We start from the raw sequence: 15,169 nt of genomic DNA, 5'->3' as shown, positions 1-15,169 counted from the left end.
TCGTGCTCGCACGGTTGAAGAGGGCCGCCCTCGCGGCGGCCCTGCTATGCGCGTCTACGGTACTCGCCGATCCGGCGCCCGAGCTGACGAAACCCGACGTCGATGCCTGGCTCGATGGGTTCGTGCCGTATGCGCTTCAGCAAGGAGACATCGCGGGTGCGGTCGTCGTCGTGGTTAAAGATGGCAGCATCCTGACGCAGCGGGGCTTCGGCTATGCCGACCTCGCGGCACACGAGCCCATGGACCCCGAGCGTACATTGATGCGCGTGGGCTCGATCTCGAAGTTGTTCACGTGGACGGCACTGATGCAGCTGGTCGAGCGTGGCCAGGTATCCCTCGATGCCGACGTGAACTCGTATCTCGATTTCCGGATCCCGCCGCTCGATGGCCAGCCCATCACTGTGCGCAACCTGATGACGCACACGCCGGGATTTGAAGAGCAGTTGAAGAACGCGGTGGCATACGATCCCGCGACGGCGCCGAAGTTTGAAACGCTGCTGAAGCGCTGGACGCCAGAGCGGATCTTCGCGCCTGGGACGACGCCGGCGTATTCAAACTACGCGACGGCGCTGGCCGGCTACATCGTGCAACGAATCTCCGGCGTGCCGTTGGAAGATTACATGGACACGCATGTGCTCGGTCCGCTCGGCATGACGAGCTCGACATTTCGTCAGCCGCTGCCGAGTGAATTGCAACCGAGGATGGCGAAAGGATATGCCGCGGCGTCCGGGCCTGCGCGTCCGTTCGAGATCATCGGCCTCGCGCCCGCGGGCGCTCTGTCGGCGCCTGCGACCGACATCGCGAAATTCATGCTGGCGCATCTGAATCAAGGAAGGCTGGGCGAGGCCGAGATTCTGCGAGCGGAAACGGCTCAGCTGATGCACGGAACGCCGCTGACCATTCTGCCTCGCGTGGATCGCATGCTCCTCGGCTTCTGGGAGGCGAATTACAAAGGCCGGCGCGTGATCGCACACGGCGGCGACACGCAGTGGTTCCACAGCGATTTGCGGCTCTACATCGATGACGGCGTCGGCATGTTCGTCGCGTGCAACAGCATGGGCAAGGGCATGGCCGCGATCGACATGCGTATCGAGCTGTTCGAGGAGTTTGCGAATCGATATCTGCCGGTCCCGGAGTGGAGCGCCGGCCCCGGGGTCGATGAGCAGACGGCGGGGGAGCATGCGCAACTCATGGCCGGACACTACGTCAACTCGCGGCGCTCCGAGTCCAGTTTCATGAGCCTGCTCAATCTGGTCGGCGCTATCGACGTGATCGACTATCGCGACGGCACGATCGGCGTGTCGATGGTTCGCAATGGCTCGGGCCAGCCACGACGCTGGCGTGAAGTGCAGCCGTTCGTGTGGCAGCTCGACGGCAGCCCGCGATTGCTGTCGGCGGAAGTGCGAGATGGAGCGGTCGCACGATTTTCGTTCGACGAAGTCTCGCCGTTCATGATGTTCGAGCGGCCTGCGCCGTCGAGAGCGAGCTGGTTGACGCCTGCATTTCTCGCTTCACTGATCGCGATGGTTGCCACAGCCGTCGCATGGCCCCTCGGTGCACTCATGCGTCGACGCTACGGCATGGTGGACACGCGCTCCGCAGCAGACGCGAAGGCCTATCGGTGGTTGCGAATCGCTGCCATTACAACTGTCGCTATGTGGCTGGCGTGGATCGCGACCATCGGCACGATGATGTCCGACCTGTCGAATCTGTCGGAGAAGTTCGATACCTGGCTGTGGACGCTGCGCGTTCTTTCCATTGTCACGCTGCTGGGCGGAGTGATCGCCGCTCTCTGGCACGCGAAACGTGTGCTTCGCGGTGAGCGGCGCTGGTACGCGAAGGTATGGGCGCTCGCGATGGTGTTGGCGATGAATGTGAGCCTGTGGATGGCCGTCGCCTACAACGTGATCGCTTCCGGCGTGAACTATTAGTCGAGAGTCTGCATGGAAATCGATGTTCGAGTGGAGCGCCTGCCGCTGCGGGCGCCGGTTCGCATCACGGGCTACACCTTCATCGAAGTGCCGGTGATCGTGGTCGAGCTGCGGGAGGGAGAGCATGTGGGCCGAGGCGAAGCGGCGGGCATCTACTATCGAGCCGAATCGCCGCAGCGGATGATCGCTCAGATCGACGCGATCCGGCCGGTGCTGTCCGCGGGCGCGGACCGAAGCATGCTCGCTCATCTGCTGTTGCCGGGCGGTGCTCGGAACGCGCTCGATTGTGCGTTCTGGGATCTCGAGGCGAAGCGCACAGGCAAGCCTGCGTGGCAGCTCGCCGGGCTGCAGGCGCCGGTCCCCAAAATCACAACGTATACGCTGGGAGCGGATGATCCCGATGCAATGGCGCAACTCGCGCGCACCTATCCGCAGGCGCGTGCTCTGAAACTCAAATTGACCGGTGAGCCGATCGATGCCGAGCGGGTGAGGGCGGTTCGCGCGGTGCGGCCCGATGTGTGGTTGGGAGTCGATGCCAACCAGGGCTTCGGCATGGACTCGCTGCGGCAGGTGATGCCGGCATTCATCGCGGCCGACGTTCGTTTGATCGAACAGCCGGTGCCGCCGGCCTTGGATGACGGCTTGCCCGGTCTGCAATCGCCGATTCCCATCGCCGCCGACGAGAGTGTGTTGTGCCTGGCGGATCTGCCGCGCTGTGTGGGCCGCTTCGATGCGATCAACATCAAGCTCGACAAATGCGGCGGCCTGACCGAAGCGCTGGCGATGGCGCGCGTCGCGAAGGTGCTGGGCTTCAAAGTCATGGTGGGCAACATGGGCGGCAGCTCGCTCGCCATGGCGCCGGGGTTCCTGCTGGCGCAGTTGTGCGATCTGGTCGATCTCGATGGCCCGCTGGTGCTGGCCAACGATCGCTCGCCCGGCGTGAGCTATGAAGATGGACACATCTCGTGTCCGGAATCGCTATGGGGCAACCCGGTTGTGACGCGCGCATGAGCACGCCTCAGGCCACATGGTTCGGTCAGCCGCGAGGACTCGCGATCCTGTTTCTGACCGAGATGTGGGAGAAGTTCTCCTTCTTCGGCATGCGCACGCTGCTGGTCTACTACATGACCAAACAGCTGTTGATCGGGCAGGAGAATGCGTCGCTGATTTATGGGCTGTACGCGGCATGCGCGTATCTCACTCCGATCGCCGGCGGATACATCGCTGATCGGTGGCTGGGCACTCGGCGCGCTGTGATCGCCGGTGGCGCGATCATGTCGGTGGGGCACTTCATGATGGCCTCGGAGGCATTGTTTCTGCCGGCGCTGGCCACGATCGCACTCGGCAATGGATTGTTCCTGCCCAATCTGCCCAGTCAGATTCATGGCCTGTACTCGGCGCAGGATCCGCGCCGCGGACCGGCGTACAACCTTTATTACGCAGGCGTCAATCTTGGCGCGTTCTTCGCGCCACTGATCTGCGGCACCTTGGGCGAGCTCTACGGCTGGCACTACGGATTCGGTGCGGCGGGCATAGGCATGCTGCTTGGTTTGCTCATCTATGTGGGCGGTGCTCGTTATCTGCCTCCGGATACGCCACGCGCGGCCGCCCAGAGCGTCTCAGAGCGATCGGGTGACGTGACGCGCCAGATCGTTCTGCTCGTGAGCATTGCTTTGGTCGTCGTGGTGTTTCGAGGTGCGTACGAACAGATCGGCAACACCTTTGCGATCTGGGCTGACCAGGGCGTGGATCGACGCATCTCGGCGGAGTTGACGATTCCGATGACCTGGTTTCAATCGCTCAACCCGATGTTTGTATTCTTGCTGACGCCAGTATTGGTGATCGCGTGGACTCGAGCTGCCCGGCGCGGGCGCGATCCATCGCCACTCGTCAAGATGGCGATAGGCGCGGCGCTCGTGGCTTCGGCCTATCTCATGTTGGCGCTCGTGCTCAGCGTGCAGGCCAGTGCAGTGAGCTGGCTGTGGGCAGCGCTGTTTGTGCTTCTGCTGACAGCGGGCGAGCTATTCATCCTGCCGACGGGCCTCGCATTGTTCGGCCAGCTGGCGCCGCGACGTTTTGCGGCGACGGTGATGGCGCTGTGGTTTCTCGGCTCGTTTGGTGGAAACCTGCTGGCGGGTGTGCTTGGTTCGCTCTGGACCTCGATGGGCGCGAGCGGGTTCTTCGTGCTGATGAGTGGCGTAGCGGGGCTGGCCGCGGTGCTGCTGCTCGTCATCGGAAGGCGCGTTACGGAATTCCCTGAGTCGCAATCGATGGAGTTTCCGCAAGCGCGCCGGGACAGCGTGACTGGCGTCTAGAAAATCCAGTAAAGGACCTGCCCTTCGCTTCAGTTCGGTGCAGTCGCTGCCGTTTGTAAGGCGACGAAAATCAGAACGATTGCAGCGGAGGTCTTTCAGTGAAGAGTGTCGGTATTGCAGCCGCAGTTGGCGCGGCTCTGTTCTCGTGCGCGTCCCTCGCGGCGCCGGGATTTGTCGATGCGGGGCCCAATCTTTCGGACAACGGCGCTTCTGGCGCGTGGACTTCGCTGTACGCGACACGCAATCCGGCCGGCTCCGAATTCGCCATTGCGCCGGACGCGTCGTTCCGCATGGGTATTCTGAGCTCGATCGGCATCGGCATGGAGGTGGGGCCGGTCGACAACTTCTCCGATGAGATCGACGATCTCACCGACGCGCTGGACCGGGACGATCTGACGCTGTCCGAAGGCAATGCGCTGGTCGAGCGCTTCAACGCCATCCTCGATCCTTTGAGCCGCGACGGTTACGTGAAGGTGCACGGCGGCGTGCAGGTGCCGCTGTTCCCGATGCTCTATCGCAGCAGCCTGGGCGTGTTCACGCTCGACGCCAACCTCAGCGCGCAGGCGCGATTGGGATTGCTGGATGCTCCGCTGACCTATAACTCGGTGTCGGAAGAGGTGGAGACGGCTTCGGCGGCGTACGTCAAAGCAGGTCAGGTGAACGAGATCGCGCTCGGCTACAGCCGGCCGGTCTGGCAGCAGCCCGGACGGCGCGTGATCGTCGGCGGCAGCCTGCGCTATCTGCAGGCCAAGCTCAGCAAGCAAGTGGTCGCGCTGGAATCCATCGAGGATGACGAGGACGTCCAGGACGTGCTCGAAGACAGCTACGACGCCAACGAGCGCAAGTCGAGCAACGTGACGGTGGATATCGGCGCGATCTACGACGCCGACAACTACCGCGTCGGTGTGACGCTCGCGAATCTCACCGAGCCGGACTTCGAGTACGGCGCGATCGGCGCCAATTGCGAACTGCTCAGCGGCAGCGCGCAGTACAACTGTTTCAGCGCTGCGTACTTCAGCAATCGCATCGCTCTGAACGAGACCTGGACGCTGGAGCGCCTGGCGACGGTGGAAGGCGCATTGTTCTTCGCCTCCGGCAGGGGCTCGCTCGCGGCCAGCGTCGATCTCAACGACGTGCACGATCCGGTCGGCGATCTCAACCAGAACGCGAAGGTCGCGCTCGGCTACAAGACGCAGACCAACTGGCTGCCCGACCTGCGCGTCGGCTATCGCAAGAACCTGGCCGGCAGCGAGCTGAGCAGCGCATCGCTGGGCTTCACTTTCTTCGGCGCCGTGCACTTCGACGTGTCGTGCAGCCTCGAATCGACGGATATCGACGGTAGCTCCGTGCCGAGAACGGCAGCGTTCAACCTCGGCTTCGAAATGAGCTATTGATCAAGGCATGGAGATAATCAGAATGAAAATTCGCAAACAGATTCTGGCGGGTGCGGTCGCCAGCAGCATGATCGGACTGGCGGCGTGCGGTGGCGGCAGCAAAGGCACGCAGGACGTCGGCACCGGTCCGAGCGGCGACGGCGGCGCCAGCAGCCGAGTGTTTCATGCCCGTGCGATCGACGGCTATCTGGCCGGCGCGACGGTGTATGTCGATCAGAACGCGAACGGCAAGCTCGATGCGTTCGAGCCGCGGGCGCTGACCGACAGCGACGGCTATTTCTCTTACAACCATCGTACCGGCACGGACTATTGTGCTGCTGGCGGCTTGACTCAGTTCTGTCTGCGCGGCGGGATTGCTGCGGACGCCGAAGTGGTCATTCGCGTGACCGGCGGCTACGACACGATCACCCAGCTGCCGTTCGAGGGCATGCTGAGCCTGCGCTCGAGCGATCTGGATCGCGACGATTTGCGATTGGTGACGCCGCAGACCAGCATGGTCGCGGATGCTGGGAGCGCCACGCAGGCCAAGCTCGATGCGCTCATCAAGGCAGGTATCCTGGATTCAACGGGCTTGAATAGCGATCCGTTCGACAACGCCGGGCAGATGACTCGCGCGCAGGCGGCAGTGATCATTTCGCAGGTGTTTGGCACAGTTGCCGAACTGAGCCTGCCGGCCGCGACTTTCGAGGACATTGAAAGCAGTGTCTGGGCCAACAGCTACATTGCCATGTCGGCGCAGCTCATCGAGGGTATCGACACCGGCTCGGGAATTTTCCAGTCCACCTTCGGTTCCGCCGAAGCGCTGGAAGAGCTCGCGCGCCGCGCAATCTTCACTGCGGTGAATCCCGGCGAAATCATGCCCGGCAGCTACCAACTCCCCAATCCAGCCTTGATCCAGCCGCTGTTACAGAACACGGCGGACATCATCGCGTTGAACGAGGAGCTGCTCGCCGCGTTGAACGGCTCGGCGACGCCGGAAGAACTGGCCGCCATCCTGCGACTGCAGCGAATCGCCGCCGAGCGTGCGTTGCAGAATCCGAACGATCCCGAGTTGCCCGATCTCTACGATTGGGCTCGCGCGCAGATTACGCCGGGCGGACTGGGCACGGATCTCACCGGGCTGGGTATGAGCGACATTGACGTTGCCAAGCTGGTCGACAGGCAGTTCGATTTCGATCCGATCTCCAATTCGATCAGCGCCAGCGCGACGATCCCGGCGGAAGCCGCGACCGCATTCGCAGCCCTCGTGAATACTGCGTTCTCGGTCAGCCTCGACAAGCCGGATGAGCAGGGCGACGCGCTGTTGTTCGTCACCGGCGCCAACGGCGCTCGCTCGGGCGAGATCAAAGTCTGCGTGCGCTATCGCGGCGACGACGGCGATTTCGACACGACGAGCAGCAGCGATCCGAACGGTGCGCTGCTGGTCGGCGGTCACTGGAGCCTGCTGGACGATCACACGTTGACGCTGAGTCTGAACATTGCCGGCGGTGCGCGCTCGATGCTGCTCAAGGCGGTCGGCACCAACGCCACCGGCCTCGACTATCGCTTCGACTTCGGCGACGACCTGGAGAACTGGAGCGGCCTGGCGCCGGCCGGCTTCTCGGCAGGCTCGGTGCCGACGAGCGATGCGACGTGCAAAGCGTCGTTGCTCGAGCGCTTCGGCCAGATGTGATCTGAGATCGTGAGGGCAGGGCTCATGACGGGCCCTGCCTTCATCAATGGGGATATTGCACGTTCCAGCCGCTGTCCTTGCGCAGCACGTGGACATCGTGAACGCGCCGCGTGTAGCCGACGCGGTCGAAGAATTCCAGAATCTGGATGGATCGTTTGCGGCCCAGCCCGATCGCATCTCGATAGCTCGCGGCATCGACACTCCCTTGCTCCCGAGCCAGCGAGGCGACCACGCCGGCCAGGGTGTCGACGCGATCGCTGTCGTAGAACAGGTCATGCACGATCTGGCAGACCGTTCCACAGGCCACCTGCCGGCGTAGAACCTGGCGGACTCGTTCTTCGGGCTGTCGAACGGCACTGGCCAGATCTCTCACCCAAGGAGGCTCGGGTCGCGCCTGCGCTATGAGAGATTGCAACTGACGAGCGAGCTCTCGATCGCTCTCCGACAGCGATGCGGCGTGATCGGGAAGTTGCAGCCATGGACCGTGACGAGTCATCGAGCCGTCGTGGGTGAGCTCGTCCACGAGCGCAGCCCAGAGCGGTGCGGGCAAGTCGGGTCGGGTAATTCGTCGCAGTCTGCCGCTATCGGGACCGGGATCGTCCGGAGATTCCGTGTGAAATTCTCGCAAGGCACGGAGTGCATCGTCACGCAGCGTTTCCCACGCGGCTTCTAGTATTGCGAACTGCTCCTGCTTCGTGCCTCTGAGGAGCGTGCCGACCGGAAGTATCACGCTCGCCGCGTTGTGGCCGGTCAATCGCTCGAGATCCGCCAGGGCTACGCCGTTCGGCGCATCGGCCAACAACTGCGACAGGCCGTGTCCAGCGAGCATTTTCTCGACAGCATCGAGGTAGCGCAGGCGCTGCTCTGACCGGCGTTTGCGCGATGGAGCTGACGAGTCGAGCACCACGCCGCCGCCAATCGTGTGGGCGGCTTGCGCATCGCGAACGATGAATCGATCGCCCGGCAGCGCGCAGATCGCGGTTTCGAACACGAGTTGTGCTCGTGCCGATTCGCCAGCCGTGAGATGCTCCGACTCGAGTAGCATCAAATGAGCGAGAGCGTGCGCGGCTCCGATGTGTACGTGAACGGATGTTCCTGGCGAAAGCTTCCGCTCACTGTGAGCTAACAAATGAACTCGCGCGTCGACGCGTTTGGTCGCAACGAGCACACGCGGATCGCCAAGCCAGTCGCCACGCGAGATGGCGCTCTTCTCGATGCCAGCGAGATTCAGTGCGCAGCGCTGACCGGCCACGCCGTCATCACTCGCGCGATTCTCCGCATGAATGCTACGTACCCGCGCGGGAGCGCTGCCTGGCATCACGATAAGATTGTCACCAACGTGGACGCGTCCTGAAAACACCGTACCCGCGACAATCGTGCCGTGGCCGGGCAGGGTGAAGACTCGATCCACTGCCAGCCGGAACAGACCGGCGTTGCTACGCGCCGGCAGGGCTGCGGCCGCTTCGTGAAGATGCTTGCGAAGAGCGGCTGCGCCCGGATCGTCGGGAGCGACGGCATTTACCGGGAAGATCGGTGCGCTCGCTAATGCAGTGTGATGCAGGAGAGCCCTTACTTGAGCTTCCGCTTCGCGCACACGTTCGGGGCGCACTCGATCCACTTTGGTCAGCGCCACTGCGCCCCGGCCGACGCCGAGCAGTTCCAGAATGGCCAGATGTTCGCGAGTCTGCGGCATCACCCCATCGTCAGCGGCGACGACCAGCAGCGCGAAGTCGATGCCACATGCGCCCGCGACCATCGTGTGAATCAGGCGCTCATGGCCTGGCACATCGACGAATCCGAGCACGCCGCCGTTCGGCAGCGGCGTATAGGCGTAGCCGAGCTCGATCGAGATGCCACGTTCCTTTTCTTCTTTCAGCCGGTCGGTATCGACACCGGTCAGCGCCCGGACCAGCGAAGTCTTGCCATGATCGATGTGGCCGGCGGTGCCGATGATCATGACGGGTTCCACAGCAAAGGATTCGGGTTGGCTCGGCGATAGCCGGCCTCGCCGAGCAGCAGATCGAGCGCCAGACTGGCGAGATCGTCCGCGACGGGTTCGACGGCGACGTCTTCCTCCTGATACAAAATCTTGCGGTACGTATGGCACGTGTCACAGCATTCGGCGCGCAGGCCGCGCGGTCCGTTCTCGATCGATTGATAGCTGATGCCCTTCGTGCTCTGACAATGACTGCACTTCACGCGCACCATGTGCCACTCGGTGGCACACAGAGCGCAATGCAGATAGCGAAGTCCTTGCGACCGAGAATCTGCACGCACGACGCTCGCCACCGGCAACGAGCCACAGGTCGGGCATACGCCCGGAACATCGAGTTCCCCGATCGCATCGATGCTCATGCGGCTGGCGAGCGCCACCCAATACACCTGCAATGCCGCCATCACGAACGGAGCCGAGGCGGCATCGACGGGCGAGGTCTGCGTCGCTAATAAAGTTTCTGCTTGCGCTTCGAGCTGTTCTGGCTCCAGAGCTCGCAATCGATCGCAGACCGAGCGCACCGGTATGGGAATGTCTGGCAGAGCCGCGAGAGCATCGCAGATCGAGCGCAGCGACTCACGCCACTGCTCTTCGCGCTGCCAACTGCCCACCGGAACAACTGGCATATGAAAGGTCCGAGCGTGTGCAATCTGCTCGGCAGTCGGTAAAGCGGGCTCGATGGTGGCCAGGGCGGCCTGCTGCGCATCGGCAAGATGCGCCATCAGTTGCAGGTAGTCGCCAATGGAATGGCCGACCGCGCCACGCTCGCTTTGCTGGCGCAATCGCGCGGCGCGAGTGGAAAATACGCGCGCACGATCCGGAAGGCGCAAGCGCTGAATATTTCGTTGCGCGAACGCTTCAATCTGACCGGGGTCGAGGATGCGTTGCATGGAGCTTTTCCCGGAACCAGGCGCGGTGATGTTTCCAGGCCCAGCCAGGCGTGACGGTACCACGCGTCATCGCGCCAATCGAGCCTTTCACCCAGATGCCGGCATAGATGTGCGCGACGATGGCGCAGATCAGGATGAAGGCGCTGAGCCCATGGACCACGGCCGCGGCGCGAATCACGCCTACCGGAAAGTACAGGGAGAAATACTCACGCCAGATGACGATGCCGGACAGCAGCAGCGCGAGCATGCAGACGACGAATACGAAGAACACCAGCTTCTGCCCGGCATTGAAACGGCCGACCTCGGGCAGGCGATCCTCTCGGTTGTTGACCACGTCGCGCCCCTGGCGCAGCCATTGCCAGTCGCGCGGTTCCATCTTGTTGAACCTCCACATCGCGGCCGCCAACACCGCGAAGGCGAGGGTCATGATCAGCCCGAGGAACGGATGCAGTATTCGTGTCCAGGTGCCGCCGCCCAGAAACACACTCAGCCAATAGAGCGCCGGATGAAACAACGCCAGCCCGGAGATCGCGGTCAAGACGAAGACGATGGCCACGACCCAATGATTGGTGCGCTCATTGGGCGTGTAGCGCTGGATCGTGCGGCGTGATGGATCGGTTGTAGGATCACTCATGGCGAGCGCGCTCCGTTTCCCGCGCGGCGGCTTGCTCATCGCTTTCGTGAACCTCGTTGCGGCCGACGCGAATGTAATGGAAGAAGCCGGCGAGGGCCGTCAGCACGATGCCGGCGAGTGCGAGTGGCTTGGTCGCGCCTTTCCACAGGCTCACTGCCGGGCTGATGTGCGGGTCCGCGGGTAGATCGTTATAGAGCTGGGGCTGGTCGGCGTGATGAAGCACATACATCACATGCGTGCCGCCCACGCCCGGCGGATCGTACAGACCCGCGTTATCGAAGCCGCGTGACTTCAGATCTTCGACTCGCTCGGCGGCGTGCTGTTGCATGTCTTCTTTCGTGCCCCAGACGAGCGCGCCGGTCGGGCAGGCCTTGATACAGGCGGGCTCGAGACCGACGGCAACGCGATCCGAGCACAACGTGCACTTGTAAGCCTTGTGATCTCGCTTCGAGATGCGCGGAATGTCGAACGGGCAGCCGGCGATGCAATAACCGCAGCCGATGCAGTTCTCCTCGTGAAAGTCGACGATGCCGTTGGCGTACTGCACGATTGCGCCCGGCGCGGGGCAGGCTTTGAGGCAGCCGGGATCCGCGCAATGCATGCAGCCGTCCTTGCGAATGAGCCATTCCAGATCGTTGCCCTTGTCGGGATTCTCGTACTCGGCGAAACGCATCAGCGTCCAGGACTGATCGGTGAGATCGTGCGGATTCTGATAGGCGCCGATGTTCGTGCCGATCTCGTCGCGCAGATCGTTCCATTCCATGCACGCGACCTGGCACGCTTTGCAGCCGATGCATTTGGTCGTATCGATCAGCTTCGCAACCGTGCCGGTTTGCGCCTGTCGCACGTTCGGCGAAGAGGTCGTGGTTGCGGAGCGCCGGACGATATCGAGCGATTGAAGCGCCATGGCCGGTTCCTCACGTCTTCTGGCCCGAGGCGGGCGAGGCATCTGCGATCTTCTCGACTTTGACCAGGAACGCCTTGAACTCCGGCGTCTGCGAATTGCCGTCGCCGACGAAGGGCGTGAGCGTGTTGGCCAGATATCCTGGGCGGGCGAGGCCGGTGAATCCCCAGTGAATCGGAATGCCCACGGTGTGCACGGTCTTGCCGTCGATGTTCAGTGCTCGGATGCGTTTGGTGACCACCGCGACGGCCTCGATGTGTCCCCGGTTCGAGCTGACCCGGACCCGATCGCCCGCGGCGATTCCGAGCTCATCGGCCAACGCCGCACCGATCTCGACGAACTGTTCCGGCTGCGTGATGGCATTCAGGCGGACGTGTTTCGTCCAGTAGTGGAAATGCTCCGTCAATCGATAGGTCGTCGCCACGTGCGGGAACTGAGCGACGTTGCCAAGGGCTTCCCGGTCGGCTTTGAAGATGCGTGCGGCAGGATTGCTGACGGCTCGTGGCTCGTTGCGACTGAGCGGGTTGTAACCGAGCGGGGATTCGAACGGCTCGTAGTGTTCCGGGAACGGACCCTCAGTCATGTGGCCGCGAGCGAAGAAGCGGGCGACGCCCTCCTGGTTCATGATGAACGGTCCAACGCCGGCGGTCGGATCGTCATCGACTTTGAAATCCGGCGTGTCGGCGCCGATCCATTGTTTACCGTTCCAGGCGATCAGCATGCGCTCCGGATTGAACGGCTTGCCGTTGGCATCGCAGGAGGCGCGGTTGTAGAGCACACGTCGATTCGCCGGCCACGACCAGGCCCAGTTCAATGTCTGGCCGATGCCGGTGGGATCCGAGTTATCCCGTCGCGCCATGAGATTGCCGGCCGGTCCCCAGGCGCCGCAGAAAATCCAGCAGCCACTCGCAGTGGAGCCGTCATCGCGCAGCTCGCCGAAGCCCGCCAATTGTTCGCCACGCTTGCGAACTACATTGGTCGGATTCTTTGGATCGACGAGTTCCGTGAGCGCCCGGCCGGAGTATTCCTTGGCGAGCTCTTCGGGTGTCGGCTTGTTGGGTCGGATGTAGGGCCACGACAGATTCACGATGGGATCCGGAAATGCGCCGCCCTCGGTTTGATAGAGCTTGCGCAGCCGGTTGAACAGTTCGGCCATGATCTCGATATCGGTGCGCGCTTCGCCGGGAGGCTCGCCGCCTTTCCAATGCCATTGCAGCCAGCGCCCGGAGTTGACCAGTGCGCCGTCCTCTTCGGCGAAGCACGTCACTGGCAGACGAATGACTTCAGTCTGGATCTTGCTCGAGTCGACGTCGTTGTGGACGCCGTAGTTGCGCCAGAACTCCGACGTCTCCGTGACCAGCGGATCCATGATCACCAGGAACTTCAGCTTCGACAGCGCCGCCGTCATCTTCGCTTTGTTAGGCGCGGCGGCGAGCGGATTGAAGCCCTGCGCGAGATAGCCGTTCATCTCGCCGTGCTCCATCATGTCAAAGACCTGCAGCATGTCGTAGAGCTTGTCGAACTTGGGCAGATAGTCGTAGGCCCAGTGATTCTCGGCGGTCGCCGCGTCACCCCACCAGGCTTTCTGCAAGCTGACGAAGAACTTCGAGAAGTTCTGCCAATAACTCATCTGATTCGGGCGCAACGGCCGGTACGCGCGCATGGCTACGTACTTGTCATAGTCCTGCTCTCTGTCGAAGGGCAAGGAGATGTAGCCTGGCAGCGTATTGGAGAGCAGCCCCAGATCGGTGAGGCCCTGAATATTGGAATGGCCGCGCAGCGCGTTCATGCCGCCGCCGGAGACGCCGATATTTCCTAATAGCAACTGGACCATGGCTCCGCAGCGGATCATTTGCGATCCGACCGAATGCTGGGTCCAGCCGAGGGCGTACATGATCGTCATGGCGCGCGTGGGTGTCGCTGTGGAGCCGATCATCTCGCAGATCTGCTGGAACTTTTCTTTCGGTGTGCCGCACACGCGCTCGACCATTTCGGGCGTGTAGCGCGAATAGTGTTGTTTCATCAGATTCAGGACGCAGCGAGGATGCGCAAGCGTCGGATCCACGTGCGCAAAGCCATCGCCGCCGATTTCGTATTCCCAGCTGGTCTTGTCGTAGCTGCGATTGTCCGGGTCGTAGCCCGAATACAGCCCCTCGTTGAACGCGAAGTCCTCCCTCACGATGAAACTCGCGTCGGTGTAATGAATGACGTAGTCGCGCTGGATCTTGTCGTTCGCCAGCAGGTAATTGATCACGCCCCCGAGGAACGCGATGTCGGTGCCGGCGCGAATCGGCGCATAGACATCGGCGACCGAAGCCGAGCGATTGAAACGAGGATCGACGACGATCAGCCGCGCTTTGTTATGCGCTTTCGCTTCCGTGACCCATTTGAAACCGCACGGATGCGCCTCGGCGGCGTTGCCACCCATGATGAGGACCAGGTCGGCATTTTTGATGTCGACCCAGTGATTCGTCATCGCTCCACGGCCAAACGTCGGGGCAAGACCTGCCACCGTCGGGCCGTGTCACACACGCGCCTGATTGTCGAACGCCAGTACGCCGAGACTGCGGATCACCTTGTGCGTGATGTATCCGGCTTCATTGCTGCTCGCCGAGGCCGCCAGCATGCCTGTGGTGAGCCACCGGTTGACCGTCTGACCAGCGGCGTTCCTGGCAATGAAATTGGCGTCGCGATCCTGTTTCATCAGCCGGGCGACGCGCTCCAGCGCTTCGTCCCAGGAAATGCGCTGCCAGCGATCCGAGCCCGGCGCTCGATATTCCGGATGCGTGAGCCGGCTCGGGCTGTGGATGAAGTCGATCAGCGCCGCGCCCTTGGGACACAAGGTGCCGCGATTCACCGGATGGTCGGGATCGCCCTCGATGTGAAAGATGCTTGCCGTCGCATTCTTCGACCTATCGCCGTGCGAATACATCAGCAAGCCGCAGGACACCGAACAGTAGGGGCAGGTGTTGCGAGTCTCGGTGGCGCGCGAGAGCTTGAACTCGCGCACCTCGGCCAGCGCTGGCCCCGGCGAGAATCCCAGCAGCGCCAGGCTGGAACCTGCCAGCCCGCTGCCGGTGATCGCCAGGAACTGGCGCCTAGTCATATCGCTCATGGAAGGAACTCCCGTGCGGCCATGACATGGGTCAGGGCAGTCTATGCCTGCATGGCAGGGCTCGCAAACGCGGCCCCTTTCGGCCCGACTGCGATGAAATGGGCTCCGGAACTCTGCGGAACTGCTCTCGGTAATCCGTGATTCCTCCCTAAGCAGTGCCCGCATACAACGTCGGCATGCAAGCCGAGAAGCGGCGCGAGTTCGCCGTGTTTTTCTTTCTTACATTCATTCTGGCGCCCATCCTGGCGGTGCTCATCGTCGCCGGCTACGGCTTCGCGGTCTGGATGTATCAACTCATCGCCGGGCCGCCGTCGGTGTAAG

Annotated in this window: 11 protein-coding genes; 6 read left to right on the top strand and 5 right to left on the bottom strand. The window is 62.6% G+C overall.

The window, feature by feature from the left end:
* Positions 1 to 2 precede the first annotated feature (2 nt).
* From GYH35_RS33825 to GYH35_RS33805, 5 genes are all read left to right on the top strand, one after another.
* Entirely contained in the window at positions 3 to 1,931 is a 1,929-nt protein-coding gene (locus tag GYH35_RS33825) for a serine hydrolase domain-containing protein (protein WP_161830691.1), read from the top strand.
* Between the two features lie 12 nt (positions 1,932 to 1,943).
* On the top strand, positions 1,944 to 2,942 hold the full coding sequence (locus GYH35_RS33820; protein ID WP_161830690.1) for a dipeptide epimerase: 999 nt from the start codon (positions 1,944 to 1,946) through the stop codon (positions 2,940 to 2,942).
* Complete coding sequence (locus tag GYH35_RS33815; protein WP_161816419.1) at positions 2,939 to 4,246, top strand: peptide MFS transporter; 1,308 nt, start codon at positions 2,939 to 2,941, stop codon at positions 4,244 to 4,246. The genes GYH35_RS33820 and GYH35_RS33815 overlap by 4 nt, the downstream gene beginning before the upstream one ends.
* A 98-nt stretch (positions 4,247 to 4,344) precedes the next feature.
* Entirely contained in the window at positions 4,345 to 5,640 is a 1,296-nt protein-coding gene (locus GYH35_RS33810) for a conjugal transfer protein TraF (protein ID WP_161816418.1), read from the top strand.
* A gap of 22 nt (positions 5,641 to 5,662) precedes the next feature.
* On the top strand, positions 5,663 to 7,312 hold the full coding sequence (locus tag GYH35_RS33805; RefSeq protein WP_161830689.1) for a hypothetical protein: 1,650 nt from the start codon (positions 5,663 to 5,665) through the stop codon (positions 7,310 to 7,312).
* Between the two features lie 43 nt (positions 7,313 to 7,355).
* Here GYH35_RS33805 and selB read toward each other — a convergent pair whose 3' ends face one another.
* Genes selB through fdnG form a run of 5 tightly spaced genes read right to left on the bottom strand, consistent with a single transcriptional unit; the run spans position 7,356 to position 14,848 of the window.
* On the bottom strand, positions 7,356 to 9,269 hold the full coding sequence (gene selB / locus GYH35_RS33800; protein ID WP_161830688.1) for a selenocysteine-specific translation elongation factor: 1,914 nt from the start codon (positions 9,267 to 9,269) through the stop codon (positions 7,356 to 7,358).
* Positions 9,266 to 10,195, bottom strand: coding sequence for a formate dehydrogenase accessory protein FdhE (fdhE, locus tag GYH35_RS33795; protein ID WP_161830687.1), 930 nt, complete (start codon positions 10,193 to 10,195; stop codon positions 9,266 to 9,268). The genes selB and fdhE overlap by 4 nt, the downstream gene beginning before the upstream one ends.
* Positions 10,164 to 10,829 (bottom strand): formate dehydrogenase subunit gamma, encoded by a 666-nt coding sequence (locus GYH35_RS33790; RefSeq protein ID WP_161830686.1) that lies wholly within the window; start codon positions 10,827 to 10,829, stop codon positions 10,164 to 10,166. The genes fdhE and GYH35_RS33790 overlap by 32 nt, the downstream gene beginning before the upstream one ends.
* On the bottom strand, positions 10,822 to 11,736 hold the full coding sequence (gene fdxH, locus GYH35_RS33785; protein WP_161830685.1) for a formate dehydrogenase subunit beta: 915 nt from the start codon (positions 11,734 to 11,736) through the stop codon (positions 10,822 to 10,824). Before fdxH ends, GYH35_RS33790 begins: the two co-directional genes overlap by 8 nt.
* A 10-nt stretch (positions 11,737 to 11,746) precedes the next feature.
* Positions 11,747 to 14,848, bottom strand: coding sequence for a formate dehydrogenase-N subunit alpha (gene fdnG, locus GYH35_RS33780; RefSeq protein ID WP_161830684.1), 3,102 nt, complete (start codon positions 14,846 to 14,848; stop codon positions 11,747 to 11,749).
* A 176-nt stretch (positions 14,849 to 15,024) separates the two neighbouring features.
* Here fdnG and napE point away from each other — a divergent pair, with 176 nt between their 5' ends.
* A complete protein-coding gene (napE, locus tag GYH35_RS33775; protein ID WP_161816411.1) occupies positions 15,025 to 15,168 on the top strand; it encodes a periplasmic nitrate reductase, NapE protein in 144 nt (47 codons plus the stop codon).
* The last annotated feature ends 1 nt before the right edge of the window (position 15,169 follow it).

It is taken from the genome of Steroidobacter agaridevorans, assembly GCF_009932555.1.
Classification (GTDB): domain Bacteria; phylum Pseudomonadota; class Gammaproteobacteria; order Steroidobacterales; family Steroidobacteraceae; genus Steroidobacter; species Steroidobacter agaridevorans.
Note: the sequence above shows the minus strand (reverse complement) of the source record. Positions and strands in the feature narration are given on the sequence as shown.

Excerpts from the sequence above, each read along its gene's own strand:
- napE (WP_161816411.1), top strand. The coding sequence starts at position 15,025 with ATGCAAGCCGAGAAGCGGCGCGAGTTCGCCGTGTTTTTCTTTCTTACA.
- GYH35_RS33815 (WP_161816419.1), top strand. The coding sequence starts at position 2,939 with ATGAGCACGCCTCAGGCCACATGGTTCGGTCAGCCGCGAGGACTCGCG.
- GYH35_RS33820 (WP_161830690.1), top strand. The coding sequence starts at position 1,944 with ATGGAAATCGATGTTCGAGTGGAGCGCCTGCCGCTGCGGGCGCCGGTT.
- fdxH (WP_161830685.1), bottom strand. The coding sequence starts at position 11,736 with ATGGCGCTTCAATCGCTCGATATCGTCCGGCGCTCCGCAACCACGACC.
- GYH35_RS33790 (WP_161830686.1), bottom strand. The coding sequence starts at position 10,829 with ATGAGTGATCCTACAACCGATCCATCACGCCGCACGATCCAGCGCTAC.
- selB (WP_161830688.1), bottom strand. The coding sequence starts at position 9,269 with ATGATCATCGGCACCGCCGGCCACATCGATCATGGCAAGACTTCGCTG.
- fdhE (WP_161830687.1), bottom strand. The coding sequence starts at position 10,195 with ATGCAACGCATCCTCGACCCCGGTCAGATTGAAGCGTTCGCGCAACGA.
- GYH35_RS33805 (WP_161830689.1), top strand. The coding sequence starts at position 5,663 with ATGAAAATTCGCAAACAGATTCTGGCGGGTGCGGTCGCCAGCAGCATG.